At 64.7% G+C, this 25,395-nt stretch carries 26 protein-coding genes; 17 read left to right on the top strand and 9 right to left on the bottom strand.

Going from position 1 to position 25,395, the window contains the following annotated elements:
• The first annotated feature begins 2 nt into the window (after positions 1-2).
• Complete coding sequence (locus tag JGZ97_RS10350) at positions 3-1,025, top strand: methyltransferase (RefSeq protein ID WP_207062545.1); 1,023 nt, start codon at positions 3-5, stop codon at positions 1,023-1,025.
• Here JGZ97_RS10350 and JGZ97_RS10345 read toward each other — a convergent pair.
• Positions 1,022-2,332, bottom strand: coding sequence for a multiheme c-type cytochrome (locus tag JGZ97_RS10345; protein WP_207062544.1), 1,311 nt, complete (start codon positions 2,330-2,332; stop codon positions 1,022-1,024). The genes JGZ97_RS10350 and JGZ97_RS10345 overlap by 4 nt on opposite strands.
• A gap of 158 nt (positions 2,333-2,490) precedes the next feature.
• On the opposite strand from JGZ97_RS10345, the gene JGZ97_RS10340 reads away from it, so the two are divergent.
• Positions 2,491-2,865 carry a hypothetical protein gene (locus JGZ97_RS10340; protein ID WP_207062543.1) on the top strand — a complete coding sequence of 125 codons (375 nt, stop codon included), beginning with the start codon at positions 2,491-2,493 and terminating at the stop codon, positions 2,863-2,865.
• A gap of 4 nt (positions 2,866-2,869) precedes the next feature.
• Here JGZ97_RS10340 and JGZ97_RS10335 read toward each other — a convergent pair whose 3' ends face one another.
• Positions 2,870-3,175, bottom strand: coding sequence for a hypothetical protein (locus JGZ97_RS10335; RefSeq protein ID WP_207062542.1), 306 nt, complete (start codon positions 3,173-3,175; stop codon positions 2,870-2,872).
• A 185-nt stretch (positions 3,176-3,360) separates the two neighbouring features.
• On the opposite strand from JGZ97_RS10335, the gene JGZ97_RS10330 reads away from it, so the two are divergent.
• Both JGZ97_RS10330 and JGZ97_RS10325 read left to right on the top strand, forming a co-directional pair.
• Positions 3,361-3,804 (top strand): HPP family protein, encoded by a 444-nt coding sequence (locus JGZ97_RS10330; RefSeq protein WP_207062541.1) that lies wholly within the window; start codon positions 3,361-3,363, stop codon positions 3,802-3,804.
• Positions 3,801-4,625 carry an inositol monophosphatase gene (locus JGZ97_RS10325; protein ID WP_207062540.1) on the top strand — a complete coding sequence of 275 codons (825 nt, stop codon included), beginning with the start codon at positions 3,801-3,803 and terminating at the stop codon, positions 4,623-4,625. Before JGZ97_RS10330 ends, JGZ97_RS10325 begins: the two co-directional genes overlap by 4 nt.
• On the opposite strand, the gene JGZ97_RS10320 is transcribed toward JGZ97_RS10325, so the two are convergent.
• From JGZ97_RS10320 to rsgA, 6 genes are all read right to left on the bottom strand, one after another.
• Entirely contained in the window at positions 4,626-4,871 is a 246-nt protein-coding gene (locus tag JGZ97_RS10320) for a DUF1496 domain-containing protein (protein ID WP_207062539.1), read from the bottom strand.
• A 146-nt stretch (positions 4,872-5,017) separates the two neighbouring features.
• Positions 5,018-6,058, bottom strand: a complete 1,041-nt coding sequence (locus tag JGZ97_RS10315) for a folate-binding protein YgfZ (RefSeq protein WP_207062538.1) — start codon at positions 6,056-6,058, stop codon at positions 5,018-5,020.
• A 55-nt stretch (positions 6,059-6,113) separates the two neighbouring features.
• Complete coding sequence (gene asd, locus JGZ97_RS10310; RefSeq protein ID WP_207062537.1) at positions 6,114-6,983, bottom strand: archaetidylserine decarboxylase; 870 nt, start codon at positions 6,981-6,983, stop codon at positions 6,114-6,116.
• Between the two features lie 8 nt (positions 6,984-6,991).
• Positions 6,992-7,810, bottom strand: a complete 819-nt coding sequence (locus JGZ97_RS10305; RefSeq protein ID WP_207062536.1) for a sulfurtransferase — start codon at positions 7,808-7,810, stop codon at positions 6,992-6,994.
• Between the two features lie 9 nt (positions 7,811-7,819).
• Positions 7,820-9,433, bottom strand: coding sequence for an HDOD domain-containing protein (locus JGZ97_RS10300; RefSeq protein ID WP_207062535.1), 1,614 nt, complete (start codon positions 9,431-9,433; stop codon positions 7,820-7,822).
• 83 nt (positions 9,434-9,516) lie between these two features.
• Positions 9,517-10,548 (bottom strand): small ribosomal subunit biogenesis GTPase RsgA, encoded by a 1,032-nt coding sequence (gene rsgA, locus JGZ97_RS10295; protein ID WP_207062534.1) that lies wholly within the window; start codon positions 10,546-10,548, stop codon positions 9,517-9,519.
• A 92-nt stretch (positions 10,549-10,640) separates the two neighbouring features.
• On the opposite strand from rsgA, the gene orn reads away from it, so the two are divergent.
• A complete protein-coding gene (gene orn, locus JGZ97_RS10290; RefSeq protein ID WP_207062533.1) occupies positions 10,641-11,183 on the top strand; it encodes an oligoribonuclease in 543 nt (180 codons plus the stop codon).
• 6 nt (positions 11,184-11,189) lie between these two features.
• On the opposite strand, the gene queG is transcribed toward orn, so the two are convergent.
• Positions 11,190-12,320 carry a tRNA epoxyqueuosine(34) reductase QueG gene (gene queG, locus JGZ97_RS10285; RefSeq protein ID WP_207062532.1) on the bottom strand — a complete coding sequence of 377 codons (1,131 nt, stop codon included), beginning with the start codon at positions 12,318-12,320 and terminating at the stop codon, positions 11,190-11,192.
• Between the two features lie 104 nt (positions 12,321-12,424).
• On the opposite strand from queG, the gene JGZ97_RS10280 reads away from it, so the two are divergent.
• From JGZ97_RS10280 to JGZ97_RS10225, 12 genes are all read left to right on the top strand, one after another.
• On the top strand, positions 12,425-13,945 hold the full coding sequence (locus tag JGZ97_RS10280; RefSeq protein WP_207062531.1) for an NAD(P)H-hydrate dehydratase: 1,521 nt from the start codon (positions 12,425-12,427) through the stop codon (positions 13,943-13,945).
• A 21-nt stretch (positions 13,946-13,966) separates the two neighbouring features.
• Positions 13,967-14,464, top strand: coding sequence for a tRNA (adenosine(37)-N6)-threonylcarbamoyltransferase complex ATPase subunit type 1 TsaE (tsaE, locus tag JGZ97_RS10275; RefSeq protein WP_207062530.1), 498 nt, complete (start codon positions 13,967-13,969; stop codon positions 14,462-14,464).
• The gene (locus JGZ97_RS10270) at positions 14,465-15,790 is read left to right on the top strand and encodes an N-acetylmuramoyl-L-alanine amidase (protein ID WP_207062529.1); all 1,326 of its coding nucleotides are present in this window, start codon (positions 14,465-14,467) and stop codon (positions 15,788-15,790) included.
• A 31-nt stretch (positions 15,791-15,821) separates the two neighbouring features.
• Positions 15,822-17,711 (top strand): DNA mismatch repair endonuclease MutL, encoded by a 1,890-nt coding sequence (gene mutL, locus JGZ97_RS10265; protein WP_207062528.1) that lies wholly within the window; start codon positions 15,822-15,824, stop codon positions 17,709-17,711.
• A complete protein-coding gene (gene miaA, locus JGZ97_RS10260) occupies positions 17,711-18,646 on the top strand; it encodes a tRNA (adenosine(37)-N6)-dimethylallyltransferase MiaA (RefSeq protein ID WP_207062527.1) in 936 nt (311 codons plus the stop codon). Before mutL ends, miaA begins: the two co-directional genes overlap by 1 nt.
• Before the next feature lie 133 nt (positions 18,647-18,779).
• Positions 18,780-19,019, top strand: coding sequence for an RNA chaperone Hfq (gene hfq, locus JGZ97_RS10255; protein WP_207062526.1), 240 nt, complete (start codon positions 18,780-18,782; stop codon positions 19,017-19,019).
• 13 nt (positions 19,020-19,032) lie between these two features.
• Complete coding sequence (gene hflX / locus JGZ97_RS10250; protein WP_207062525.1) at positions 19,033-20,328, top strand: ribosome rescue GTPase HflX; 1,296 nt, start codon at positions 19,033-19,035, stop codon at positions 20,326-20,328.
• 77 nt (positions 20,329-20,405) lie between these two features.
• A complete protein-coding gene (gene hflK / locus JGZ97_RS10245; RefSeq protein WP_207062524.1) occupies positions 20,406-21,587 on the top strand; it encodes an FtsH protease activity modulator HflK in 1,182 nt (393 codons plus the stop codon).
• 1 nt (position 21,588) lies between these two features.
• Entirely contained in the window at positions 21,589-22,467 is an 879-nt protein-coding gene (hflC, locus tag JGZ97_RS10240; protein WP_207062523.1) for a protease modulator HflC, read from the top strand.
• 152 nt (positions 22,468-22,619) lie between these two features.
• Complete coding sequence (locus tag JGZ97_RS10235) at positions 22,620-22,811, top strand: DUF2065 domain-containing protein (protein ID WP_207062522.1); 192 nt, start codon at positions 22,620-22,622, stop codon at positions 22,809-22,811.
• A 32-nt stretch (positions 22,812-22,843) separates the two neighbouring features.
• On the top strand, positions 22,844-24,028 hold the full coding sequence (locus JGZ97_RS10230) for an ATP phosphoribosyltransferase regulatory subunit (protein ID WP_207062521.1): 1,185 nt from the start codon (positions 22,844-22,846) through the stop codon (positions 24,026-24,028).
• Between the two features lie 54 nt (positions 24,029-24,082).
• Positions 24,083-25,375 (top strand): adenylosuccinate synthase, encoded by a 1,293-nt coding sequence (locus JGZ97_RS10225; RefSeq protein WP_207062520.1) that lies wholly within the window; start codon positions 24,083-24,085, stop codon positions 25,373-25,375.
• Positions 25,376-25,395: the final 20 nt, after the last annotated feature.

Below are 25,395 nucleotides of genomic sequence, written 5' to 3'. Positions count from 1 at the left end.
AGGTGATCGTGCAACGGCTGTTGAACCAGCACAGCCGACGGGGGCTCTGGGTGCTCGATGAAAACCCCGCAGCCGGGGCGGCGGCTCTGCCGCCCGTACCGGGCGTCGAGGTGCTGACCAACCGCTGGGATGTGTATGAGCGGATGACAGCCGCCGGCTGGTCGGCCCGCTTCAGCGATTTCGATTTCTCTCCCTGGCAGGGGGCGGGGGTGGATCGCATCTACTACCGGGTGTCGAAAGAGAAACCGGTGGTTCACCATGTCATCAACCAGGCCCGCGCCACGCTAGCCGAAGAGGGCTCGTTATGGCTGGTGGGCGCCAAAAATGAAGGGACCCGGACCTACTTTGACAAGGCCCGGCAGCTGTTTGGCGACGGGGTGCTCCACAAGGAGGGTAAGGGACTTTTCTCGGGTTGCCTGGTGTCCCCGCTGGCGGCGGGCGAACCATTAGATGACCGGGATTACACCCGACTGCGAAGCATCGGTGAGGCTTCCTGGCAGTTTGACAGCAAACCGGGGCTGTTCGGCTGGGACAAGATCGATGCCGGCAGTGCCCTGTTGGCCGAGCATCTGCCTCAGGTCTATGCCCGCCTGTCCGGGGCGGCGCCACGGGCGTTGGATCTGGGCTGCGGCTACGGTTATCTGTCGGCACATGTCTGGAAGGCCGGCGCGGGCGAGGTGATTGCCACCGACAACAATGCGGCCGCCATCGAGGCTTGCCGCCGCAATTTCGAGCGCTTTGCCATTGGCGGCGAGGTGGTGGCGGCTAACTGCGCCCAAGGGGTGAGGGGCGCTTTCGACCTGGTGGTCTGCAACCCGCCCTTTCACCAGGGGTTCGGCGTGGATAGTTCGTTGACCGACCGCTTCATCGACGCAGCCAAACGGCTGCTGGCGCCAGGCGGGCAGGCGCTGTTCGTGGTTAACCGTTTTATTCCGCTGGAGCGTAAAAGCGCCGCCCTGTTCGGCGAAGTGGAGTGCTTGTCAGACCAGGACGGCTTCAAGGTGGTGCGCCTGGCCCGGCCCTAGGACTCCGCGCCTGCCAGGGGGTGGGCAATCTTGGGCCAGTAAATGTCCACGTCGAAGCTGGGGCTGTGGTCCTTGACGTGGCACTGGCCGCAGATCGCCTCTTTCGGTTGTCCCTTGTTGGGGGTGGGCTGCTGGCCCCCGCTCTGGGCGTGTTCGCGGGCGCCGCCGTGACAGTTCTCACACTGCACAGCCGTCAGGTGGCCGCTCATGGATAGGTCCAGGTAGCCGCCGGGCTTGTCATAACCCACCACGTGGCAGCCCACGCAGTGGCTGTCAAAGGCTTTGCCGACTTTCTCCAGGTCTTCAAACGCCTTGGCGTGCTCACTGGCTTGCCAGCGTTCGTGCTGGGCCTGGTGGCAGGTTTTACACTGCGCGGCGCCCAGGTAGGGGGATTCGCCGCTGGCCAGCTGCTTGCGCAGCGCCACCCGCTCCAGGTAGTCCTCGCGTAGGGCGTCGTTATAGGCGGCGTACCAGTTGTCCAGGCGCGGCGCATCGGGCACGCTGTCGGGCAGCTCCACCACGCTGTGGTTCCAGGTTTTCACCTCTCCGTCTTCGCTCAGGGTGAGCTGCAGGCGGCCCAGGCGCTGGCCGCGGGAGCCCGGTTGCAAGATCAGCGTACCCTGTTCTTCCCGGGGCTCGCCAAACTGCTCGTAGGCGGACTCAACCAGCAGGATGTCCACGTGCTCAAGGGGCAGGCTCGAGCGGGCTGCTTCCGCTGTCAGGGGGGTGCCGAGCACCGTCAGCGCCCCCTCGTCGTCGGCGCTCTTGAGGGCGGCGTCCAGGGCCGCGGTGTCTTGGTGAATGGGTGAGATTTCCGCCATGCTGCCCTGGTAAGGCGAGCTTTCAGGGTCGAGCCACTGGGTAAAGTAGATCGCGACGCCGCTGCGCTCAAAGCGCTGTGCCGGGGGAAACTCCCCGCCTCTCCAGTTGGCAGCCACGAAGGGAATCTCCACCTGCTTGAGAAAGTCCGCCCCGTGGCCAAGGTCCGCCCATTGAATACCGATGGCGTCGTAATTGAGCTGGTTCAGGCCGGTGAGAATAAAGCGGTTGCGGATCTGATCGCTGCCCATCTCCGGCGAGAACAGGCCGCCCGAGGAGAGCAGCACCAGCTCCGGCGTCTCTTCACGCTGCTGGTCGAGGTAGGAGGCGCGGCGCTGAATGCCACCGTAGTCCGTGTCCAGGCTGCAGCCGCAGGGCTCGAGCTCGCCGTCGAGGTTGCCGGAGTAGACTAGGTCAAGCGTGGTGTCGGCCTGCAGCGGCATGGCGGGCAGCAGGGCCAGGAAAAGGCTGAAAAGGGTCGGGCGCATCGGGGATCTCTGTAAAACCGCGAAGAATAAGTAACTGTGTCAAAAAGGTAGCGATTTTGTTCCCCAGGCTCAATAACAATCTTTGCCGCAGCGGCGCGGCTATTCAGCGGCCGTACCCTTGGTATAATGCTGCCTTCAGTGCTTCAAGGAGTTGAACCGTGCGTTATTTTGCAGGTGTGATGGCGGTAGTGATGGTGGCCCTGTCGGGCTGTGGCGGCAGTGAAGTCCGGCCCCAGGCCGAAGCCGGGGCTGGCAGTACCGCGTCGGCCCCGCCGAGTGCGGGCCAGGAAGCGGTGAAAAAGACCCCGGTGGTTCAGCACAACCTGTCGAAGGTGGCCGAAGCCAAACCGGTTACCGCCGCGCAGTTGGAGGCGTTGACGGTGGGAGAAACCACCCGTGATCAAGTTGTCGAGCTGCTCGGCGCCAACACGCCGTTCACCCTCGGGGACGGTAAGAGCATCCTGCGTTACGACGTGGGTAAGTTTATCTTCGACGGCGAAAACCGCTTGCTGCGTAAATTCCTGGCCCCCTGAGTGTTTACGAAAAGGGCCAGATGGAGCCGCGAGAAAGGCCCCGGTTGAGGTCGTCGGCGTCGATTTTATAGGCGCCGCGCTCCTTGACGTCCTTGGCGACGCCGCGAATAAAGCTTCCCAGGTTGGACTCGGCGGCGTCGACCCGGGATTCGTCGTCTGCCATGCCCATCACATCCAGCTTCAGGCAACCCCCGCGAATGATGGGTTTGAGGGCGTCCAGCCCCTCGCCGGTCAGTTTCACGTTTTCCCGCCCGGCCAGCCGCTCGGCGCTTCCCAGCAGGCGTTTCTCAATGGCGGCGATATTGCTCATGGTCCGTGTCTCGATGCAGATAGGGAAGGGGCAGCTTAAGCCACCCATAAGGGAATGCAAGGGCTTCTTTGGTCGGGTCGGCGCGGCTGTTTCCGGCCGTTTCGCTGACCCGGGGCAATGGCGCAGCCTTTCCCGGACCAGTACACTTTCACCCTCGACACGTAAGAGAATTGATGGAGTAAACGATGCCCCTGAAAGTCAGTAACTTTATGACCTCAAAGGTGATGACCGCCCAGCCCAATGACGGCATCCGCCAGACCTTTTTCCGCATGCGGGAGAACGAGGTGCGTCACCTGCCGGTGGTGGATGCGGATCGCAAGCTGGTGGGAATTATCAGCGACCGGGATCTGCGCCGCCCGGAGTGGGTGGATGAGGCGCCGGACCTCTCCCATATCTACAATCTGGACGACAACCTGGAAGTGAAGGATCTGATGACCAGCAACGTGATGGTGGCCCATACCTACGACACCATCGCCAAGGCCACCAAGGTGCTGATGGAGCACCGCTTCGGCGCCCTGCCGGTGCTGAACAAGGAGGAGGAGCTGGTGGGCATGCTCTCCTCGGTGGACCTGCTCAAGGCGCTGGACCTGATGATCAGCGAACAGAAGGCGCAGAAGAAAGCCAAATGAGCATTCCCCAGGAGGCCGCTTTGCTGCCCGGCGTGGTGAGCCTGGTGCGCGCGGTGGGCGACTACCAGATGAGCCGGTTCCGCAAGGTGCCCGCGGGGAGCGGGAAGCAGAAGCAGGCGCGCGAGCTGGTTTCGGACGTGGATCTGAACAGCGAGCGGCAGCTGGTTGAGGGGCTGCGCGCCCTATTGCCCGAGGCGGGCATCTTCGGTGAAGAGACCGGTCGCCAGGGCGACCAGCGTCTTGTTTGGGTGATAGATCCACTGGATGGCACCACCAACTACCTGAGCGGGCTGGAGCAGTTCTCCATTTCGGTGGCGCTGGTGGTGGCGGGCGAGCCGCGCCTGGGGGTGGTGTTCCGCCCCGCCAGCGGCGAGTGCTTTGCCGCTGCCGAAGGGGAACTTTTGACCCGTAACGGCAGGCCTGTGGTTCCCGTGGATCCGGACCTGCCGTTGGCCCAGGCGCTGCTGGGCACCGGCTTTCCTTACCGTTCCCCGGACCTGGCGGGGAGCTTTTTTCCCTGTGCCCAGGATGTGCTCTACCGCTGCCGGGGCATTCGTCGCCTGGGGTCGGCCGCCCTCGACCTCAGCTACGTGGCGGCCGGAGACCTGCAAGGCTTCTGGGAAAGCGACCTGCAGCCCTACGACGTGGCCGCGGCCCTGTTGTTTCTGAAGCAGCAGGGGTGCGTCGTCAGCAATGCTGCCGGCCTGCCATACGATATGTTTAGCGACCGGGTACTGGTCTGTGGCTGGCCGGGGGTGCATGCCGAGCTGCAGCCGCGGGTGGCCCGTCACTACGGTCCCGCGGCACAGGGGAATTCTTGATCAGGGGTTGTCCGGGTCGCCGCTGCCCAGGTTGACCCAGACGCCCTTATCACAGATCAGCAGGCTGGTGCCGTCCCGAACGTAGCTGCCGGCGGGGTAGGCGACATCGTTGAAATAGCAGGCGGGGGCCTCGGCGACCTCCTGGCGGATCACCTCGTACTCTTCGTCGACCTCGTCGGTAATCGGCGAATTCTGCAGCTCCGGGTCCTGCGCCCCGACATGGGGGACTGAGCCGAATTGAGACATGGTCGCTCCCCTCCCTTTATCGTTGAAACGCAAAAGGCGCCCCTCGGAGCGCCGCCTGTCGGTGCGGGCAACAGCGTTTGTTCCGCTCAGTCGCCACCCGTCAACAGTATAGCTAGGAAGATAGTGGGGCCGCGAGTCAACGCGGTTCAGCGGCTGGGACGTTCGAACAGGGCCGGATCGATCGGGTAGGGCAGCGCCAGCAGGGTGACAGCGGGGCCATCCTGATCACCCAGGCGCAGTTCGTCCTCGTCGGCGGCGCCCTTGTTGATGATGGCCTGGATCTCGTAACCGCCCTCGGGGAGCGGGACGCTGGCGAGCACCTTGCCGACGCTGCGGCGCTGCGGCGTATGCAGCCCTTCGCCCGTCTCGGGTGCGTTGGCGGTTTGCACCCGGCCCCGGTAGAGAAGCTTCTTCAACTTGCCCCGGTGCTGCATGCGGGCCACGACCTCCTGCCCGGTATAGCACCCCTTCTCAAAGCTGATGGCATCCAGTGCCTGCAGGTTGAGCATGTGGGGGAGGTAGGCTTCAACGCTCTGGGCATCCAGTTGCGGCAATCCCGCCGCCAGTTCCGTACGCTGCCAGGCGCGTGAAGGGGCTACGGATGCGCCTTCGGCGATCTGCGGCCAGCGGCTGGTCATGGCTGCCACCGGCCCCCAGATTTCAAAGCGATCCCCGGGTACGCGCACCGCCACCAGTTCATCCTGCTTCACTTGGGTACCCTCCGCCTGGGGAGTGGACCCCATCAGGGCTTCCACAAGGGCGGGTGCGCCTGCGCCCTGCAGGCCAACGCCCACCCAAGCGTCACTGGCGTCGGTCAGCTCTGCCTTGGAAAAGATGATGTACTTCTTCAGGTTGGCGAGGGCGGGCTCCAGAATGGCGCGGGGCAGCAGGAGCCGGAGCGATTCCTCTTCCATCTTGAGCAGGCGGAAGGCGCTCACCACGTTGCCCTTGGGGGTGCAGTTAGCGCCCAGCAGGCTCTGTTCGGTACTGAGCCGGTTCAGGTCACAGGTGACCTGCCCCTGCAGAAACTGTTCTGCCTGGGGGCCTTGCAGGCTCAGGGCGCCCCGTTCGAGCAGGGGCACCACCTGGGGTTCTGCTGCGCACTCAGCGCCAATCACGGCGTTGGCTTCCGGGTCCAGCTCGATGCCCTGCTGCTGAAGAAAGTCGGTCCACTGTTGGCGGCTCATAACGGTTCCTTAACTGATATCCGATAGGCGTGCTGGGATTACTATGGGGGCGGAATCAGGGGGATTCAACCAGGGTTCCCAGGGGGGTGCCGAGCCGGGTACGGGTGCCGGCCTTGAACTCGTCCAGCCACTCCACCGCGTCCTTGCCAAACAGCAGGATCACCGTGGAGCCCAGCTTGAAGCGCCCCATCTCTGCCCCCTTTGGAACCACCACGGGGGATTTCTCCTCGGGCAGGTAACCGGTGCGCTGAATACTGCGGCGACGGGGCGCCTCCTGCCCGGACCAGACCGTTTCGATGCCGGCGACGATCATCGCCCCGACCAGCACCATGGCCATGGGGCCGGCCGCGGTATCGAAGATGGCCACCAGGCGCTCGTTGCGGGCAAACAGGTTGGGCACCTCGCCTACCGTGGCCTGGTTCACCGAGAACAGATCCCCGGGGACATAGACCGTTTCCCGCAGGCACCCGTCCAGGGGCATGTGCACACGGTGGTAGTCCTGGGGCGAGAGGTAGATGCAGGCGAAGCTGCCATCAAGAAACGGGCGGGCGCGGTCGCTGTCACCGCCGAGCAGGGTGGTCAGGCTGTAGCTGTGGCCCTTGGCCTGAAACAGGCGGCCGTAGTCGATGCGCCCGAGTTGGCTTACCGTGCCGTCCACCGGGCAGGCCAGCTGGCGGGGGTCGGCGGCGATGGGGCGGGCGTCGGGCTTGAGGGCGCGGGTGAAAAAGGCATTGAAGCTGGGGTACGCGCGGGGGTTCTCTTCCTGCGCCTCGGCCAGGTTGATCGGGTAAAAACGGCTGAAGATGCGGATAAAACTGTTCTTGACCCAACCGATGCGGCAGTCGGCGAGGTAACCGACCGCGCGGGACAGGAGGTGCTGGGGAACCAGGTACTGCAGGGCGGCGAAGAGGCGGGCTTTGTTCACGAAGGTGTTTACTCGTCAGTGGCTACGGGGGTGTCGGGGGCGTTGCCCCATTCAAACCAGGAGCCATCATAGCATCGAAGGCGCGGGTAGCCGAGGGACTTGGCGGCCAGGTAGGTGAGCCCTGAGCGGCGGTGCGTCTGGCAGTGCATCACCAGCTCCTGGTCCGGGTGCAGGCCGCGGGAGGCGAGCAGCTCCGCCAGGGCCTGGGGCCCCTTGAGACGCCAGTCTGTCGTCCCGACCAGGGTGTCCGTCCACTCCAGGTGGATGGCGCCGGGAATGTGGCCGGCCTTGTGGGCGTTGACGCGCTTTTCCCCCCGGTACTCTTCTGCGGAGCGGGCGTCCCAGACCTTGACCTGGGGGGCGTCGAGGTGCGCCAGCAGGTAGGCCTTGTCGGCCACCAGATCCGGGTCGATCCGGGCCTGAAAAGGCTGAGGTTCAGTAAAGTTGGGGACGGTCTCCAGGGGCTGGCCCGCCGACTCCCAGGCGGGCAACTGGCCGTCGAGCACGCTGGCCCGGTGGTGGCCCACCACGTCCAGGGTCCAGATCAGGCGCCCGGCCCAGGGGCCCATCTGGTCGTCATAGGCCACCACGTGGGTGTCCGGGGTTAGGCCGAGTTCACTGAACAGGTCGCTCAGCTGGGTCTCGGTGGGCAGCAGGTTGGGTACCGGCGGGGTGCCCCGCAGCAGGCGCTGGGGATCGAGGTTGACGGCGCCGGGGACGTGGCCCTCGGCGTAGCGCTGCGGTGCGCTCAGGTCCAGGATCAGCAGGTTGTCGTCCCCAAGGTGGGCGGCGAGCTGTTCCGGTGTCAGCAGCAGGGGGAGATTCATCGATTTACCTCAGGGGGTTAGCTGGTTAAGGGCGCGGTTGGCGGCGCTGCAGATCTCCTTGAAGTCGAGCACCTGTTTGCCGCTGAGGCTGGCCTCGGGACCCGCGTCACCGTAAAGATAAGCCTGGGGCTTTCCCTTGCGGAACAGGGAGATCAGCACAAAGCTGCGGGGGTGGCAGATCCGCTTAAAGCGTTCGGGGAGTTGCGGCCAGAGCTGTGCCTGGTTGTGGCTGCCCACCCATATCAGGGAAGGCTTGCGGGACAACTGTTTGAACAGGCTGGGAATCTCAAGGTTGAAGGTGAAGCGGGCCAGGGGAGCGTCGGGCAGCATGCCCGCCTGGCAGAGGGGGCGCAGCTCAAGGCCGGCGGTGACCTCCATCAGGCTGACCCGGCTCAGCCCGAGGCCCTGGTGCAGGCCGCTCAACAGGTCCTGGTAGACGCTTTCAGCGCTGGCGTCCGCGCGTTCCGCCGCGGCCAGGGCATCGGTGATGCGGCGGAACAGTTGGGGATCCGCAGGCGCCGTCAACGGTGGTTCCTGCGAGGCCGCCGGCGCGGGATGGCGGGCGGCCTGCTCGGCCCTCAGCGTCGAGAGCCGTTCCATGCCCCGCACCCGGGGACGACCGCCAGAGGGGCTCAGGCGGTAGTTGAGCACCAGCTCCGAGGGCAGCAGCAGCAGCTGTGCCGCCGGCGTCATCACCCCGTCGATCCGGTGTTCGCGGGAGGCCTGGGCGCAGCGGCTGTGCAGGTCGCTGATCACCGTGTCCAGGGGAGCGTGCAGGAAGTCGGCGATAATCGCCTGCAGCCTCAGTGCCTTGGGCTCCTGCCAGCCGTAGGGTACGGTCAGGGCCAGCCAGTTGGCCAGTTTGACCGGGTAAAAGGGGGCGTTGAGTAGCTGCTTGATGGCCCGCAGCTCGGGTTCATCCATCTCGTCGCCCGCCTCGGCGTGGCGGTGGAGCAGGGCGAGCATATCGGCGTCCGGCGAGGTGGCGTGGCGTAGTGCTTCGACGGCCAGCTCCGACACTCCCCAGGCCCGCACCAGCGCTTCTGAAATCTGTTGAATGGTGCAGCCGAGAATGTCGTCCTCGGCCAGAACCATGTCCTCCTGCGCCTCGTAAATCCGGGCTTTGATGGCACTCATCTGTAACGGGGCATAGCGCCAGAGGGCCCAGTGGCCCACCCCGTAGAAGAGCGCGGCGGTGCGGGTATCGGCAATGACCGACGGGCTGGTGAAGCGGCAGAGGGCGCCTGCCTGCACCCAGGCGTGATAGCTGTTACCGAGGGCGTGGGCATACTGCTTGTGGGGAACGCTGGCGGCGTTGAACTGCATTACCGGCAGCGTTTCGCAGAGGGTCTTGAGGTGATCCAGTCCCAGGGTGGAGAGGGTCAGGTCGGCGGTGTTGACCCCTGTCTCCTTGTTGCGGTTAAGCGCGTTGGCCTGTCGCACCAGGTGCAGGTTGAGCACCGGGTCCCGCTGCACCAGGGGTACCAGCTGGTTAAGCGACAGCTCCGGGTCTTTGAGGCGTTCGCGTAGCGCCTGCAGTGTCGGTGCCAGCACCGGCAAGGGCCGGTCACTGAGGTATTCGACCCATTGGGGCAGGCCGTAAGGGGCGGCAGCTCGCTCCATCGTATTGATCTTTAGCCAGATTGTTTCGTGGCCCCGACTATAGCATCCCCTCTTGGGTGGGCTCCATAGCGCCGCGGGGCGGCTCAGTAGGTGGTGTTGGTTTCGAGGGTGGTCAGGATGTGGCGATAGCTCTCCATGCGGCGTTCGCTGATACGGCCCTCATCGAGTGCCGTTTTCAGGGCGCAGCCCGGCTCATGCTGGTGCTGGCAATCGCGGAACCGGCACCGGCCCAGGTGCGGGCGGAACTCCCGAAACCCCTCCAGCAGGGTCTGGTGATCAATGTGCCAGAGGCCGAACTCGCGGATCCCCGGTGAGTCAATCAGGTCGCCCCCGTCGGGAAAATGGTAGAGGCGGGCGGTGGTGGTGGTGTGCGTGCCTTTAAGGGAGGCTTCGGAGAGCTCCCCTACCCGAATGTCGACGCCGGGCAGCAGGGCGTTGATAAGCGATGATTTGCCCACCCCGGATTGACCGACGAAGACGCTGATGCGCTGATCCAGGTGGGCCTTGAGCTCGGCCAGTCCCTGCTCTTCGAGGGTAGAGGCATGCAGGACGCGGTAGCCCAGCGCCTGGTACTCGTCCAGCATGGCCTCAATCTGGGGGCGGTTGCCGGCGTGCAGCAGGTCGGTTTTGTTGAGCAGGATCACCGGCTCGATGCCTACCGCTTCGGCCGCCACCAGGTAGCGGTCCACCAAGTTGGCGTGGGGGACCGGCTCCGGCGCCAGGGTGATCACGATGGTGTCGATATTGGCCGCCACCGGGCGCAGCTCGCCCTGGTTGTTGGGGCGTGAAAGCAGCGAGTGGCGGTCCTGGCGGGCGACAATTACCCCCAGGGGGTCGCCGTCACGCCAGATTACCCGGTCGCCGGTCACCAGGGCGCCCAGATTGGCGCGCATGTGGCAGCGGCGAATGGTGCCTTGCTGACGCCCTTCCATGGCTTCCACGTCTACCTGGCGGCCAAAGTGGGAGATGATCAGCCCGGCCTGTTCCGGCCCGAGGGCGCCGGAGTCCAGCTTCTGGTCGATATCACGGTTTTTGCGTTGGGCCCGGGCTGCGCGTTCTTCTTGAATTTTCTTGACCCGCCAGCTCTGGCGGCGGGTGAGTTTGCGTTTGGCCATAGGGAAACGGGTGCTGAGTGGCGGGGCGGGGTTGATCAATACACGGGAAAGGGCTAAACATAGCACACTTTCATTCAGTTACAGAGGGCCTTATGGCGCGCCAAGACAACCTTATCTGGATCGACCTGGAGATGACCGGACTGGATCCGGACAGCGACCGCATCATCGAAATCGCCACCCTGGTCACCGACGCCGACCTCAACCTGATCGCCGAGGGGCCGACCCTCGCGGTGCACCAGAGCGATGCCGTGCTCGAGGGGATGGATGAATGGTGCACCCGTCAGCACGGCCAGTCGGGGCTGACCCAGCGGGTGCGTGAGAGCCGTATCAGGGAGGCCGAGGCCGAGCAGCAGACCTTGGCGTTCCTGCGTCAGCACCTGGACGCGGGCGCCTCCCCCATGTGCGGTAACAGCATCTGCCAGGACCGGCGCTTTCTCTACCGTTACATGCCCGAGCTCGAGGCCTTTTTCCACTACCGAAACCTGGATGTGAGCACCGTCAAGGAGCTGGCCCGGCGCTGGAAACCGGCTGCCCTCGAGGGGTTCAAGAAGTCCGGCGCCCACCTGGCCATGGATGACATCAAGGATTCGGTGGCCGAGCTCGCCCACTACCGTAAGCACTTTTTCAGCCTCTGAGGCTGTTCAGCGCAGGTGACGCACCTTGCGCGGCTGTAACTCGACCAGCGGCAGCGGGCTGGGACCGGATTTCTCGGCCAGCCGCGCAAGGGCCCAGCGGACATGCTCGCGAACCAGTTCGCTGGGGTGATCCGCCCGGGCCTTGAGCGCCGACTCCACTTCTTCTCCCCCGGCACTGTTACCCAGTCCCACCGCCAGGTTACGCAGCCAGCCGGTATAGCCGGTGCGGCGGATCGGCGAGCCCTCGGTCTGTTTTAGAAAACGGGCCTCATCCCAGGCGAAGAACTCGGTCAGCTTGGCCTGATCAAAGCCGTGGCGGGGGCTGAAATCGGCTTCCTGGGAGAAGTGGCTGTAGCGGTTCCAGGGGCAGACCAACTGGCAGTCGTCGCAGCCGAATACCCGGTTGCCAATCAACGGCCGCAGCGGCTCCGGGATGGCGCCCTTGTGTTCGATGGTCAGGTAGGAGATGCAGCGCCCTGCATCCAGTACGTAGGGGCGGGGGAAGGCATTGGTCGGGCAGATCTCCAGGCATGCCTGGCAGCGCCGGCAGTGGTCGTCGGTGTAGGGGGCGTCCACCTCCAACGGCAGGTCGGTGAACAGCTCGCCGAGTACGAAATAGCTGCCGGCTTTGCGGTCGATAATCAGGCTGTGCTTGCCCTGCCAACCCAGTCCTGCTTGCTGGGCCAGGGGCTTTTCCAGTACCGGCGCGCTGTCCACGAAAGGGCGGCTGTTGAAGGGGCCGACGGCGGCCTCAATCTGCCGGGCCAGCCGTGCCAGCCTTTTGCGCAGCACCTTGTGGTAATCCCGTCCCAGCGCGTAACGGGAGATGTAGGCCTGTTCGGGGCGCTGCAGCACCCGCACCGTCTCCACCTCGGGGGGCAGGTAGTCCATGCGCACGCAGAGAATACGGGTGGTGCCCGGGTGCAGGCGCTCAGGGGCAAGGCGCAGGTCGCGGTGGGTCTCCATGAATGCCATCTCGGCATGCCGGCCTTCGGCCAGCCAGCGGTCGAGCCGTTCGGCCTGGTCAGCGGTATGGGCGCCGGCGATACCTACGCCCTGGAAACCCAGTTCCCGGGCCCATTGTTTGACGGCGCGGGTCAGGGCGGCAGGGTCGTCACGAAGGGTAGGGGAGAGCATGGACGGGGCGGTTTCCTGGGGTTGCCGGCAGCCGGGCACTGCATGGAAGGGGCCGTGAGGGCACCGTATAATACGCCCAAATGATAACCAATCGGGGCCTGCAGATGCCATATTTTCAACTGCCCGACCAAGCTCCCCTCTACACCGCCGCCCAGACCCGGGAGCTGGACAGGCTGGCGATTGCCTCGGGCATCGCCGGTTTCGAGCTGATGCAGCGGGCCGGCCGCAGCGCTTACCGGGTGTTGCGCCAGCGCTGGCCCGAGGCCCGCTCCTTAGCGGTGCTGTGCGGCCCGGGAAACAACGGCGGGGACGGCTTCATCATCGCCGGACTGGCCCAGGAGCAGCAGCTCAGTGTCAGCGTCTATGTGCCCGGTGGCGAGGCGGTGCTGGAGCGCCTGCGCGGCGAGGCGCTGGAGGCCTACTACTGGGCACGGGCCAAGGGTGTAGTGGTCCAATCGGCCGGGCCCGGCCTTGGGCTGACCGAGGATGTGATCGTTGATGCCTTGCTGGGCACGGGCCTGACCGGGCCGGTCCGCGGTGACTACGTGCCCGTGATCGAGGCGGTCAACGCTGCCTCCGCGCCGGTGCTGGCCGTGGACATTCCCTCGGGCCTCTGTGCCGATACCGGGCGGGAGCTGGGGTGTGCGGTGCGGGCGGACTGCACCATCAGCTTTATCGGCCTCAAGCGGGGGCTGTTTACCCACCGGGGACCGGACTGTGCGGGGGCGCTGCGGTTTGACGATCTGCAGGTGCCCGCAACCGTTTACGACGAGTTGCCGGTCTCCCTGCGGCTGGCGGACGCGGCGCTGCTGCAGCAAACCCTGAAGCGTCGGCGCCGCAGCGCGCACAAGGGGGATTTCGGCCATGTGCTGGTCGTCGGCGGCGATTACGGCATGGCGGGCGCGCTGATCCTGGCGGCCACGGCCGCCGCCCGCAGCGGCGCCGGGCTGGTGTCCGCGGCGACCCGGCCCGAGCACCTGGCGGCGATCAACGCCCGTTGCCCGGAGGTGATGGCCCACGGGGTTGCCTCGGGGCAGGCCTTGGCGCCCCTGCTGGAGCGGGCCACGGTGGTGCTGCTGGGTCCGGGGCTGGGGCAGAGCGCCTGGTCGGGCCAGTTGCTGCATGCGGTCCAGGCGTCGGAGCTGCCGCTGGTGCTGGATGCCGATGCCCTCAACTTGTTGAACCAGGGTGAGCTGGTTCAGTCGCGCCAGCGCAGCAACTGGGTGTTGACGCCGCACCCGGGGGAGGCGGCGCGTCTGCTCGATTGCGATACTGCCGCTGTTCAAGCCGACCGCTTTGCCGCCGTTAACCAGTTACAGGAAAGATACGGTGGGGTGTCGGTGTTAAAAGGGGCCGGGACCCTGATTGCGAATGGTCGCCAGCTGCGCCTGTGCCATGCCGGTAACCCGGGCATGGGCAGCGGCGGGATGGGTGATGTGCTGGGCGGGCTGATCGCCGGGCTGCTGGCCCAGAAGATGGAGCCGTCGGCGGCGGCGAGCTGCGCAGTGGCGGCCCACGCTCTGGCGGGTGACGAGCAGGCCGCGGTCGAAGGTGAGCGCGGCCTGCTGGCCAGTGACCTGCTGGTGCCGGCGCGCCGCTTGCTGAACCCCCGAGTGGGTGATTAATGGGAAGGATGTGACGCAACGATGGATGTGACACAACAAAGCTTTTTGGTGGAGGGCGAGGCGGCCATGGTCGCCTTTGGTCAGGCCCTGGGCCGGGCCTCGGAAGGGGAGGCGACCATTTTTCTGATCGGCAATCTGGGGATGGGCAAGACCACGCTCAGTCGGGGTGTGCTGCGCTCTTTCGGCCACGCCGGCGCCGTCAAAAGCCCCACCTATACCCTGGTCGAGCCCTATGAATTGGACGCCGGCCTGGTTTATCATTTTGATCTTTACCGCCTGGGGGATCCCGAGGAGCTCGAGTACCTGGGGATTCGGGACTACTTTTCCGCACCGGCAGTGCGCCTGGTGGAGTGGCCCGAGCGGGGCGCGGCGATATTGCCGACGCCGGACCTTAAGATCACTATCGAAAAGGCCGGCGAGGGGCGCCTGATCAATTGCCACGCGATGCAGGCACGGGGCATGGCGATGCTTGAAGCGCTGCACCGCTACACCGAACAACCAGCCGAAAACGAGTCGTAAATGGGAAAGGTCTGGAGATCACTGGGGGTACTGCTGGCTTTGCTGTCTCCTCTGCACGGGTGGGCGGCTGATATCGAGAAGCTGCGTATCTGGCCGGCCCCCGACCATACCCGACTGGTGTTCGACCTGTCCGGTCCGGCCAATCACCGCCTTTTTACGCTCTCCAACCCGGATCGGATCGTCATCGACATCGCCGACAGCCGGCTCAAGGCCTCGCTGGCGTCGCTGGATCTCAAGGGCACCCCGATAAAGGACATTCGCAGCGGCCGTCGCAACCAGAAAGATGTGCGGATCGTGCTGGACCTGAGTGCCAAGAATCCGCCCCGCAGTTTTGACCTCGCCCCTAACAACAAGTACGGCCACCGCCTGGTGGTGGACCTGCTGAAGCCGGAAAAACCGCGGGCCCGGACCCTGGCCGATACGGGACGGGAGAACAAGGCGGACCCCCGTCGCGACGTGGTGGTGGCCATCGATGCCGGCCACGGTGGTGAAGACCCGGGGGCGATCGGTCCCGGCAAGCTCCATGAAAAAGAGGTGGTGCTGGCCATTGCCCGGGAGCTGGCGGCGTTGCTGGAGCGTGAACCCGGCTTCAAGCCGGTGCTGATCCGCGACGGCGATTACTACATTCCCCTGCGCAAACGCACCCGCCTGGCTCGCAAGGCCGGGGCCGACCTCTTTGTTTCGATTCATGCAGATGCCTTCAAGGATCCCCGGGCCCGTGGCGCGTCGGTCTGGGCCCTGTCCGAGCGGGGGGCCAGCAGTGAGCTGGGTCGTTGGCTGGCGGGACGTGAGAACAACACCGACCTGGTCGGAGGCGTAGGTACCCTGAGCCTGGACGACAAGGACGAGGTGCTGGCCGGGGTGTTGCTGGATATGTCGATGACCGCGAGTCTCAGCGACAGCCTGGAGGTGGGACGCTACGTGCTCAGGGACATGGGCAAGGTGGCGCGCCTGCACAAGCAGCGGGTCGAGCAGGCGGGCTTCATGGTGCTCAAGTCGCCGGACATTCCCTCTATCTTGGTGGAGACCGGGTTTATCTCCAATCCCGGCGAGGCGCGCAAGCTCAAAAGCCGTAGCCACCAGCAGGCCCTCGCCCGGGCGCTGTTCAACGGCATTAAGCACCATTTCACCCGCAAGCCCCCCGCCATGACCTGGCTGGCCTGGAAGGCCAAGCAGCGGGGCGTCCCATACCGGGTGGTGCGTGGCGACACCCTGTCGATGATCGCCAGTCGCAACGGCATCTCGCTCAAGCGGCTGCGCGAGGAGAACGACCTCAAATCTGATACCATTCGCGTGGGCCAGGTAATCCACATCCCCGCTTCCTGAATGACCCCGACCCCATCTTTACGGAATACCCATGAATCGAATTGAGCTGTTATCGCCGCGTCTGGCCAACCAGATCGCCGCCGGCGAGGTGGTTGAACGCCCTGCCTCCGTGGTGAAGGAACTGCTGGAAAACAGCCTTGACGCGGGCGCCAGCCGGGTCGACCTGGACATCGAGAAAGGCGGCACCAAGCTGATCCGTCTGCGCGATAACGGCGGCGGCATCGATAAGGAAGACCTGGAACTGGCGCTGAGTCGACATGCGACCAGTAAAATCAAGGTGCTGGATGATCTGGAAGCGGTGGGCACCCTGGGGTTTCGGGGCGAGGCGCTGGCCAGTATCAGCTCGGTCTCGCGGCTGACGCTCACCTCCCAGGCCGCCGGGGCCGATACGGCCTGGGAGGTGAGCAGCGAGGGGCGGGAAATGCAGGCCGTGGTGAAGCCCGCCGCGCACCCTCAGGGCACCACCGTCGAGGTGCGTGATCTCTTCTTCAATACCCCGGCGCGGCGCAAGTTCCTGCGCACCGAGAAAACTGAGTTCGGTCACCTGGAAGAGGTGGTCAAGCGGATTGCCCTGAGCCGCTTCGAACTGGGGTTGCAGCTGCGGCATAACGGCCGTGTCATTCACCAACTGCGCCCCGCGGTCAGCCAGGTGGAGCAGGAGCGGCGCGTCGCCTCGGTCTGCGGCACCCCCTTCATGGAAAATGCCATCGCCCTGGATGTGGAGGCCTCCGGCCTGCGGCTCTGGGGCTGGGTCGGCTTGCCCAGCTATTCACGCAGCCAGGCAGATCTGCAGTACTTTTTCGTCAACGGCCGGGCCATTCGCGACAAACTGGTGGCCCACGCCGTGCGCCAGGCCTACCGGGATGTGCTCTACGGCGGTCGTCACCCCACCTTTGTGCTGTTTCTGGAGCTTAACCCCGCCGACGTGGACGTCAACGTCCACCCCACCAAGCACGAGGTTCGGTTCCGCGACGGCCGCCTGGTCCACGACTTTCTCTTCCGCACCCTGCACCGGGGCCTGGCGGATGTGACCCCGGCCGACCGGGTCGAGGCCCAGGCGTTGCAGCCTGCGCCCGCGCCGGCCGCCAGCGGCATCGCTGCCGGTGAGTTTCGGGGGCAGCAGGGCATCCCCCTGTACAGCCAGGAACGGCCCGCCTCCCGGGGGGCGGTGGCCGAACAGCTGCAAGCCTATGCCGCGCTTCACCCGGCACCAACCGGGACCCAGCCGACGTCTCCGGTGCCACCGCCGGCGGCGCCGTTTTTCGGTTCGGCGCAGGGCATTGGCGGCGCTCAAGGCGTTGTCGGGGAGAAGATTGATGCCCAGGCGCAGGATCAGGCGCCGCCCTTGGGCTACGCCCTGGCCCAGCTTCACGGCATCTACGTGCTGGCCCAGAACGCCAAGGGGTTGGTGCTGGTCGATATGCACGCGGCCCACGAGCGAATCGTCTACGAACGGTTGAAGGTCTCCTATGCCGAGCAGGGGGTCCGCTCGCAGCCGCTGCTGGTGCCGCTGTCGCTGGCGGTGAGCCAGCGCGAGGCGGACTGTGCCGAAACCCACGCCGAGCAGTTCCGCCGGCTGGGCTTCGAGTTCACCCGCATGGGGACCGAGTCCCTGGTGGTGCGGCAGGTGCCGGCCCTGCTCAAAGACGGCGATGTGGAGCAGCTGGTGCGGGATGTGCTCTCGGACCTGCTGGTCGAGGGGCGCAGCGACCGGATCGAAGCGCGCCAGAACGAGCTGCTCGCCACCATGGCGTGCCACGGCTCGGTGCGCGCCAACCGGCAGCTGACGGTGCCGGAGATGAACGCGCTGTTGCGGGATATGGAGCGCACCGAGCGCAGCGGGCAGTGCAACCACGGTCGTCCTACCTGGACCCAGCTGGACCTGGACGCCCTGGACAAGCTTTTCCTGAGGGGGCAGTGATGGCGCAGCAGGCCCCGGTGATCTTCGTGATGGGGGCCACCGCCACCGGTAAGACCGATCTGGCGGTGCATCTGGCCCGAGAGCTGCCGTGCGATCTGATCAGTGTCGACTCGGCGTTGATCTACCGGGGCATGGATATCGGCACGGCCAAGCCGGAACCGGCGGTGCTGGCCGAGGCGCCCCACCAACTGATTGATATCTGTGATCCAGCGGAGAGCTATTCCGCAGCGGCGTTTCGGCGCGACGCCCTCGCCGCGATCGAAGCGAGCCACCGGGCGGGGCGGATTCCGCTGCTGGTGGGCGGGACCATGCTCTATTTCAAAGCCTTGCTGGAGGGATTGTCGGCCTTGCCCAAGGCGGACGAGGCGGTGCGTGCACGGCTGCTCGAAGAGGCTGAGCAGCAGGGCTGGGACGCGTTGCACCGGCGTCTGCAGGCCGTGGACCCGGAGGCCGCCGCCCGCATCCATGTCAACGACCCCCAGCGTTTGCAGCGGGCGCTGGAGGTATATGAGCTTACCGGCCGCTCGCTGAGCGAGCTCTGGGCCGAACAGCAGGCCAGTGCCCTGCCTTACACACCGCTGCAGATCGGCGTCGAGGTGCCGGACCGTGCGCTGCTGCACGAGCGGATCGCGCGGCGTTTTCACGCCATGCTCGAGGCCGGCTTTGAAGAGGAGGTCCGGGCCTTGTATCGGCGTGGGGACCTGCACCCCGGGCTGCCCTCTATCCGTTGTGTCGGTTACCGCCAGATGTGGGAGTATTTGAGCGGCAATTGGGATTACGAACAGATGGTTGAGCGTGGTATCATCGCAACCCGCCAGCTGGCCAAGCGCCAACTGACTTGGTTACGCGGCTGGGAAGGGCTCCGCCGGCTCGATGCCTGCGATACCCAATTGTATGCCAACGCCTTGAATTTGGTGCACGACTACCTAAGATAGTGGAAGTCGGCCCCACTCAGGGTGGGCCGCTGGCGCAGCCCCGCGAGAAGCGCTGAAATCCATAGCTTAAGGTGGCTCACCGCTTAATTACTTTCATTAAGAACGACAGTCAGTGCTTTTTAAGGAGTGCAAAATGTCAAAAGGGCAAACGTTACAAGACCCTTACCTGAACGTCCTGCGAAAGGAACGTGTTCCCGTTTCGATCTTTTTGGTAAACGGCATCAAACTGCAGGGACAGATCGAATCCTTCGATCAGTTTGTCATCCTGCTGAAAAACACCGTCAGCCAGATGGTGTACAAGCATGCGATCTCCACGGTCGTCCCCTCGCGCCCGGTTAAAACCCCCGTCGCCGCTCCTGAAGAAGGCGCCTGATCGAGGTTGATGCTTGTTTTTCGAACGGCCTGAATCGGGCGAAACGGCGGTACTGGTTCACCTGGAGCTGGCTGAGGAAGAGGACCGAGAGGATCCCCGGGAGTTCGAGGAACTGGCATTGTCTGCCGGCGCTGACCCCGTGGCCCTGATTTCGGGGTCACGGAACCGTCCCAGCCCCAAGTATTTTGTTGGTCCCGGCAAGGTCGAGGAGATCGCTGAAACGGTCCGCGACCAGGACGCTGCCCTGGTGCTTTTCAATCACGCCCTCTCGCCCGCTCAGGAGCGCAACCTTGAGCAGGCCCTCAAGTGCCGGGTGCTCGACCGCACGGGGTTGATCCTGGATATCTTTGCCCAGCGGGCCCGCACCTACGAAGGTAAGCTGCAGGTGGAGCTGGCCCAGCTGGAGCATATGTCCACGCGGCTGGTGCGGGGCTGGACCCACCTGGAACGACAGAAAGGGGGGATTGGTCTTCGGGGACCGGGTGAAACCCAGCTGGAGACCGACCGCCGCCTGCTGCGCGCGCGCATCAAGTCCATCCTTCGACGCCTGGAAAAAGTCCGCAAACAGCGCGAGCAGGGGCGACGTTCCCGTAAACGGGCGGAAATTCCAACCCTCTCGCTGGTCGGGTACACCAACGCCGGCAAATCCACCCTGTTCAACCGTCTCACCGAGGCTCGGGTCTACGCCGCCGACCAGTTGTTCGCTACCCTGGATCCGACCCTGCGCCGCATCGAAGTGGACGATGTGGGGCCGGCGATCCTGGTAGATACCGTGGGCTTTATCCGCCACCTGCCCCACAAGCTGGTGGAGGCGTTTCGCGCGACGTTGCAGGAAACAAGCGATGCGGCCCTGCTGCTCCACGTGGTTGACGCAGCAGCGGAAGAGAGAACCTCCAACATCGAGCAGGTGCTGGATGTTCTGAAGGAGATCGGTGCGGATGATGTGCCGATGCTCGAGGTTTACAACAAAATCGACCTGATCGAGGGCGCCACGCCGCGCATCGACCGGGACGACGAGGGGCGCCCGTTGCGGGTCTGGCTCTCGGCCCAGAGTGGGGAGGGCGTCGAGCTGCTCTTCGAGGCGGTCAGTGAACTGATGGGCACCGAGGTTGTCCACCGTTGGCTCCACCTCCAGCCCCACGAGGGGGCGTTGCGGGCCCAGCTTTACGCGCAGGGCGCGGTGCTGGACGAGCAGGTGGGCGAGGGTGGCGAGCTGGCCCTTGAAGTACGCGTGCAGAAGCGAGATCTACTGCAGTTATTAAGTCGCGCCGGGGTCCCTCCGGAGCGTTTTCTCGACCCCGCGCACTAGGCGGCACCCTGCTTGCAAGGCAAGGGGGGGCTTCCTACAATGCGCAGGCACTGAATTACTGGATAACGGAGACAGCTATGGCCTGGAATGAGCCGGGTGGCAACGGCAAGAACCAAGATCCCTGGGGCGGCGGTGGCCGCAGCGGGGGCGGTGGCGGTGACCAAGGGCCGCCGGACCTCGACGAGGCGCTGAAGAAACTGCAGGAGAAGATGAACGGCATCTTCGGCGGCGGCAAGCGTCGCGGCGGTGGCTCCAGCGGCGGGCCTAACCTGGGCCGCGGCGGGATCCTGTTACTGCTGGTTGCCCTGGTCGCGGTGTGGGGCTTCATGGGTGTCTATACCGTCAATGAGCAGGAGCGGGTTGTCGTCCTGCGCCTGGGCAAGTACCACGATACCGTGATGCCCGGCTTGCGTTGGAATCCGCCGCTCCTCGACAGCCGTTATCCGGTCAACGTGACCCAGGTTCGGTCCAAGGACCACCGGGCGCTGATGCTCACCGAGGATGAAAACATCGTCGAGGTCGGCCTCAAGGTGCAGTACCAGGTCACCGAGCCCAAGGCGTTCGTGCTGAACGTCCGCGACCCGGAAGTGAGTCTGGCCCATGCCACCGAAAGCGCCCTGCGCCACGTGGTCGGTACCTCCGAGATGCACTACATCCTCACCGAGGGGCGGGCGCTGTTGGGCACCGAAGTGCAGGAGCGGATCCAGGACTACATGACCGACTATGGCACGGGACTGCGTATCTCCAAGGTCAACATTGAAACCACCCAGGCGCCCAGCCAGGTGCAAGCGGCCTTTGACGACGTGATCAAGGCCCGCGAGGACGAGCAACGGGTGAAAAACCAGGCCGAGGCCTATGCCAACGGCATCGTTCCAGAGGCCCGCGGTGAGGCTCAGCGCCTGCTGGAAGAGGCCAATGCCTACCGCGAAGAGGTGATCGCCAAGGCGGAGGGTGAAACCAGCCGTTTCAAAGCCCTGCTGGCCGAGTACCGGCAGGCACCCGGGGTCACCCGCGAGCGGATGTACCTGGACGCGGTGGAGTCCGTCCTCTCCAGCTCCACCAAGGTGCTGATGGATGTTGAGGGTGGCAACAACATCATGTACCTGCCGCTGGACAAGATCGTTGATCGCACCACGGCGACCCAGAACATCACCAGCGGTACCCAGCGTCTGGACGAGACCAGCGTGGACGAGGTGGCCAACGAAGTGATTGAACGCCTGCGTCGTCGCCAGGCAAGCACCAGAAGGGAGGGCCGTTAACATGGGCACCAGATCCTTTGTCTTTCTAGCCGGCCTGCTGCTGGTTCTGACCATCGGTTCCAAGTCGGCCTACATCGTCAAGGAGACCGAGCGGGCGGTGCTGCTGCGCTTTGGCGAGATCGTCAACCCTGACGTGAAACCGGGCCTGCACTTCAAGTTTCCCATCGTCAACGAAGTGCGTAAGTTTGACGGCCGGGTGCAGACCCTGGACGTGCGTCCCCAGGACTACCTGACCCTGGAGAAAAAGCGTCTGATCGTGGATTCTTTTCTGAAGTGGCGGATCGCCAACGTCAAGACCTACTACCGCTCCACCTCCGGTGATGAGTTCCGCGCTGCGGACATCCTGGCCTCGCGGGTGGATACGGGGCTGCGTAACCAGTTTGGTCAGCGTACCCTGACCGAAGTGGTCTCGGGCGAGCGGGAAGAGCTGATGGTTGAACTGCGCAACGAGCTGAACGAAATCAGCACCGAGGAGCTCGGCATCGAAGTGATCGATATCCGGGTCAAGCGCATCGACCTGCCCACCGAGGTAAGCCAGTCCGTGTTCGAGCGGATGCGCACCGAGCGGGAGCGGGAGGCGCGGGAGCTGCGCTCCAAGGGTAAGGAGCTGGCCGAGGGGATCCGGGCCGACGCGGATCGGCGCAAGACGGTGATTCTGGCTGAGGCGTTCCGCGAAGCCGAAACCCTGCGCGGTGAGGGGGATGCAACGGCGGCGAATATCTACGCCAAGGCCTACCGGCAAGACCCAGAGTTCTACTCCTTCTACCGCAGCCTGGCGGCTTACCGCAACACCTTCAGCGACAAGAATGACGTGATGGTGCTGGAGCCTAGCAGCGAGTTCTTCAAGTACCTCAACCGGTCGGGAGAACAAACGCCCTGATCCAGCATCCCCCGGCACCGCAAGCGGTGCCGGGGGATGCGACAGCGCGTGAAAATGTGGTATGATCCAGCAACCGGGATTCCTCCCGGTTTTTTTTGGCTCGCCAGAAAGCCCGCTTTTCGTCGCGGGCGGCGGCGATAGCGGGGAAATCGATGGAATTCTGGCGGGAACTGGCCATTGCCGTCTGCCTTATGCTGGTCCTCGAGGGCATCATTCCGTTTCTGTATCCACAGCGCTGGCGCACTCTGGTCAGCCGGCTGGCGATGATCGATGACCGCACCCTGCGCACGACCGGGCTGATCAGTATGTTGTTGGGCACGGCAGCCCTTTACTGGATTCACTAACGCACTGTTTCATCTGAGGAGTCTGCAATCCCATGTCCATAGCCGACCGCTGGTTACTGCCTGATGGCGTGAACGAGATCCTGCCTCCCGAGGCCTGGCGGGTGGAGCGTCAGCGGCGCCTGTTGCTGGACCTGTTCCATAGCTGGGGCTACGACCTGGTGATGCCGCCGTTGGTTGAATTCCTCGAATCCCTGCTCACCGGTACTGGCAACGACCTGGACCTGAACACCTTTAAAGTCACCGATCAGCTGACCGGTCGATTGATGGGGCTGCGCGCCGATACCACCCCCCAGGTGGCCCGTATTGATGCCCACAGCCTGAATCACCAGATGCCGACCCGGCTCTGCTACGCCAATTCGGTGTTGCACACCCGTGCGGCCAACATGCTGGCCAGCCGCACGCCGCTGCAGATCGGCGCCGAACTATACGGCCACGCCGGGGTTGAGAGCGATATCGAGGTGATCTGCCTGATGCTCGAGACCCTGCGGCACGCTGGCATCGACAACCTGACCCTGGACCTTGGCCACGTTGCCTTTTACCGGGCCCTGGTGGACGAGGCGGGGCTGGAGCCGGATCAGCAGAGCGAACTGTTCAATCTGCTGCAGGGCAAGGCGCTTACCGAATACAACGCGCTGCTCGAGCGGCTCTCCCTGGACGCCCCGCTGCTAGAGAAGCTGCGGGCGCTGCCGGCCCTTAACGGCGACCAGGCGGTGCTGGCGCGGGCCCAGGCGCTGTTCGGCGCCGGCAAAGGCGCCGTGGCCGAGGCCCTGGCTGACCTTGAGCGTATCGCCGACACCGTTTCCCGCCGCTTCCCCGGGGTTGCCCTCTATTTCGACCTGAGTGAACTGCGCGGCTATAACTACCACACCGGTGTCGTGTTCGCTGCCTTCACCCCGGGCTACGGTCAGCCGCTCGCCAAGGGCGGGCGCTATGACGAGATCGGCAAGGTGTTTGGTCGCGCCCGGCCCGCCACCGGTTTCAGTGCCGACCTTAAGGTGATTGTGGAGCAGGCGCCGCGGGTCGAAAATCAACCGAGGGCGATTCTCGCGCCCCTGGACAAGGATCCCGGGCTGGGCGACGAGGTTGCACGGCTGCGTGGCGCCGGAGAGCGGGTGCTCTATGCGCTGCCCGGGCAGGAGACGCTGGATGCGGAAGATTTGGGCTGCGACCGTCGACTGGTGCAGCGTGACGGACATTGGCGGGTAGTGCCCTTCTGAGGCATCGATAGCCGCTTCCTTCCATTTTTTTGCAAAACTAGAGATTAGCGATTTATGGGTAAGAACGTCGTTGTTTTGGGTACGCAGTGGGGCGACGAGGGCAAGGGCAAAATTGTTGACCTGCTCACCGAGCAGGTCAGCGCCGTGGCGCGGTTCCAGGGCGGGCATAACGCCGGCCATACGCTGGTGATCGACGGGGAAAAGACCGTTTTGCACCTGATTCCCTCTGGCATCCTGCGCGAAAATGTCCTCTGTCTGATCGGAAACGGCGTGGTGCTGTCACCCGAAGCGCTGCTCAAGGAGATCGGCGAGCTTGAAGCCAAGGGCGTTCCCGTCCGCGAGCGGCTGCGCCTGAGCCCCGCCTGTCCCTTGATCCTGCCGTATCACGTGGCGCTGGACCAGGCCCGCGAACTGGCCCGCGGCGAGGCGAAGATCGGCACCACCGGGCGCGGCATCGGACCGGCCTACGAAGACAAGGTGGCGCGCCGCGGCCTGCGTCTGGGCGACCTGCTGGACCCCAAGCGCTTTGCCAGCAAGCTGAAGGAGGTGGTGGAGTACCACAACTTCGCCCTGACCCAGTATTACAAGGTAGAAGCGATCGACTACCAGAAAACCCTGGACCAGGCGCTGGTGATGGCCGAAGAGCTCAAGCCGATGATCGCCGACGTCACCGCCATGCTGCATGATTTCCGCCGCAACGGTGACAACATCCTGTTCGAAGGGGCCCAGGGCTCGCTGCTGGACATCGACCACGGCACCTACCCCTACGTGACCTCCTCCAACACCACGGCCGGCGGCACCGCCACCGGCAGCGGCTTTGGCCCGCTCTACCTGGACTACATCCTGGGGATCACCAAGGCCTACACCACCCGCGTCGGCTCCGGGCCTTTCCCCACCGAGCTGTTTGACGAGACCGGCGCCCACCTGGCCAAGCAGGGCCACGAGTTCGGCGCCACCACCGGCCGCGCCCGTCGTTGCGGCTGGTTTGACGCGGTGGCCCTGAAGCACTCGATCCAGATCAACTCGGTCTCGGGCATCTGCCTGACCAAGCTGGACGTACTGGACGGCCTGGAGACGGTGAAAATCTGCGTGGCCTACGAGGACGCCGACGGCAACCGCGTGAGCAGCCCCGGCGACAGCGAAGGCTACGAGGCCGTTTGCCCGGTTTACGAAGAGATGCCCGGCTGGAGCGAGTCCACCGTCGGGGCCCGCTCCCTGGATGAGCTGCCCCAGGCCGCCCGTGACTACATCAAGCGTCTGGAAGAGTTGATGGAGGCGCCGGTGGACATTATCTCCACTGGGCCCGACCGCAACGAAACCATTGTCCTGCGCAAGGCATTTGCCTGAGCAACGGCGCAGTGTTAAAA

Origin of the sequence: Motiliproteus sp. SC1-56 (genome assembly GCF_017309075.1) — a bacterium.
Taxonomy (GTDB): Bacteria; Pseudomonadota; Gammaproteobacteria; order Pseudomonadales; family Balneatricaceae; genus Motiliproteus.
Note: the sequence above shows the minus strand (reverse complement) of the source record. Positions and strands in the feature narration are given on the sequence as shown.

Coding starts and splice junctions, on each gene's coding strand:
- JGZ97_RS10345 (WP_207062544.1), bottom strand. CDS start 2,332: ATGCGCCCGACCCTTTTCAGCCTTTTCCTGGCCCTGCTGCCCGCCATG.
- JGZ97_RS10335 (WP_207062542.1), bottom strand. CDS start 3,175: ATGAGCAATATCGCCGCCATTGAGAAACGCCTGCTGGGAAGCGCCGAG.
- JGZ97_RS10330 (WP_207062541.1), top strand. CDS start 3,361: ATGCCCCTGAAAGTCAGTAACTTTATGACCTCAAAGGTGATGACCGCC.
- JGZ97_RS10325 (WP_207062540.1), top strand. CDS start 3,801: ATGAGCATTCCCCAGGAGGCCGCTTTGCTGCCCGGCGTGGTGAGCCTG.
- JGZ97_RS10320 (WP_207062539.1), bottom strand. CDS start 4,871: ATGTCTCAATTCGGCTCAGTCCCCCATGTCGGGGCGCAGGACCCGGAG.
- JGZ97_RS10315 (WP_207062538.1), bottom strand. CDS start 6,058: ATGAGCCGCCAACAGTGGACCGACTTTCTTCAGCAGCAGGGCATCGAG.
- JGZ97_RS10305 (WP_207062536.1), bottom strand. CDS start 7,810: ATGAATCTCCCCCTGCTGCTGACACCGGAACAGCTCGCCGCCCACCTT.
- JGZ97_RS10300 (WP_207062535.1), bottom strand. CDS start 9,433: ATGGAGCGAGCTGCCGCCCCTTACGGCCTGCCCCAATGGGTCGAATAC.
- rsgA (WP_207062534.1), bottom strand. CDS start 10,548: ATGGCCAAACGCAAACTCACCCGCCGCCAGAGCTGGCGGGTCAAGAAA.
- orn (WP_207062533.1), top strand. CDS start 10,641: ATGGCGCGCCAAGACAACCTTATCTGGATCGACCTGGAGATGACCGGA.
- queG (WP_207062532.1), bottom strand. CDS start 12,320: ATGCTCTCCCCTACCCTTCGTGACGACCCTGCCGCCCTGACCCGCGCC.
- JGZ97_RS10280 (WP_207062531.1), top strand. CDS start 12,425: ATGCCATATTTTCAACTGCCCGACCAAGCTCCCCTCTACACCGCCGCC.
- tsaE (WP_207062530.1), top strand. CDS start 13,967: ATGGATGTGACACAACAAAGCTTTTTGGTGGAGGGCGAGGCGGCCATG.
- JGZ97_RS10270 (WP_207062529.1), top strand. CDS start 14,465: ATGGGAAAGGTCTGGAGATCACTGGGGGTACTGCTGGCTTTGCTGTCT.
- mutL (WP_207062528.1), top strand. CDS start 15,822: ATGAATCGAATTGAGCTGTTATCGCCGCGTCTGGCCAACCAGATCGCC.
- miaA (WP_207062527.1), top strand. CDS start 17,711: ATGGCGCAGCAGGCCCCGGTGATCTTCGTGATGGGGGCCACCGCCACC.
- hfq (WP_207062526.1), top strand. CDS start 18,780: ATGTCAAAAGGGCAAACGTTACAAGACCCTTACCTGAACGTCCTGCGA.
- hflK (WP_207062524.1), top strand. CDS start 20,406: ATGGCCTGGAATGAGCCGGGTGGCAACGGCAAGAACCAAGATCCCTGG.
- hflC (WP_207062523.1), top strand. CDS start 21,589: ATGGGCACCAGATCCTTTGTCTTTCTAGCCGGCCTGCTGCTGGTTCTG.
- JGZ97_RS10235 (WP_207062522.1), top strand. CDS start 22,620: ATGGAATTCTGGCGGGAACTGGCCATTGCCGTCTGCCTTATGCTGGTC.
- JGZ97_RS10230 (WP_207062521.1), top strand. CDS start 22,844: ATGTCCATAGCCGACCGCTGGTTACTGCCTGATGGCGTGAACGAGATC.
- JGZ97_RS10225 (WP_207062520.1), top strand. CDS start 24,083: ATGGGTAAGAACGTCGTTGTTTTGGGTACGCAGTGGGGCGACGAGGGC.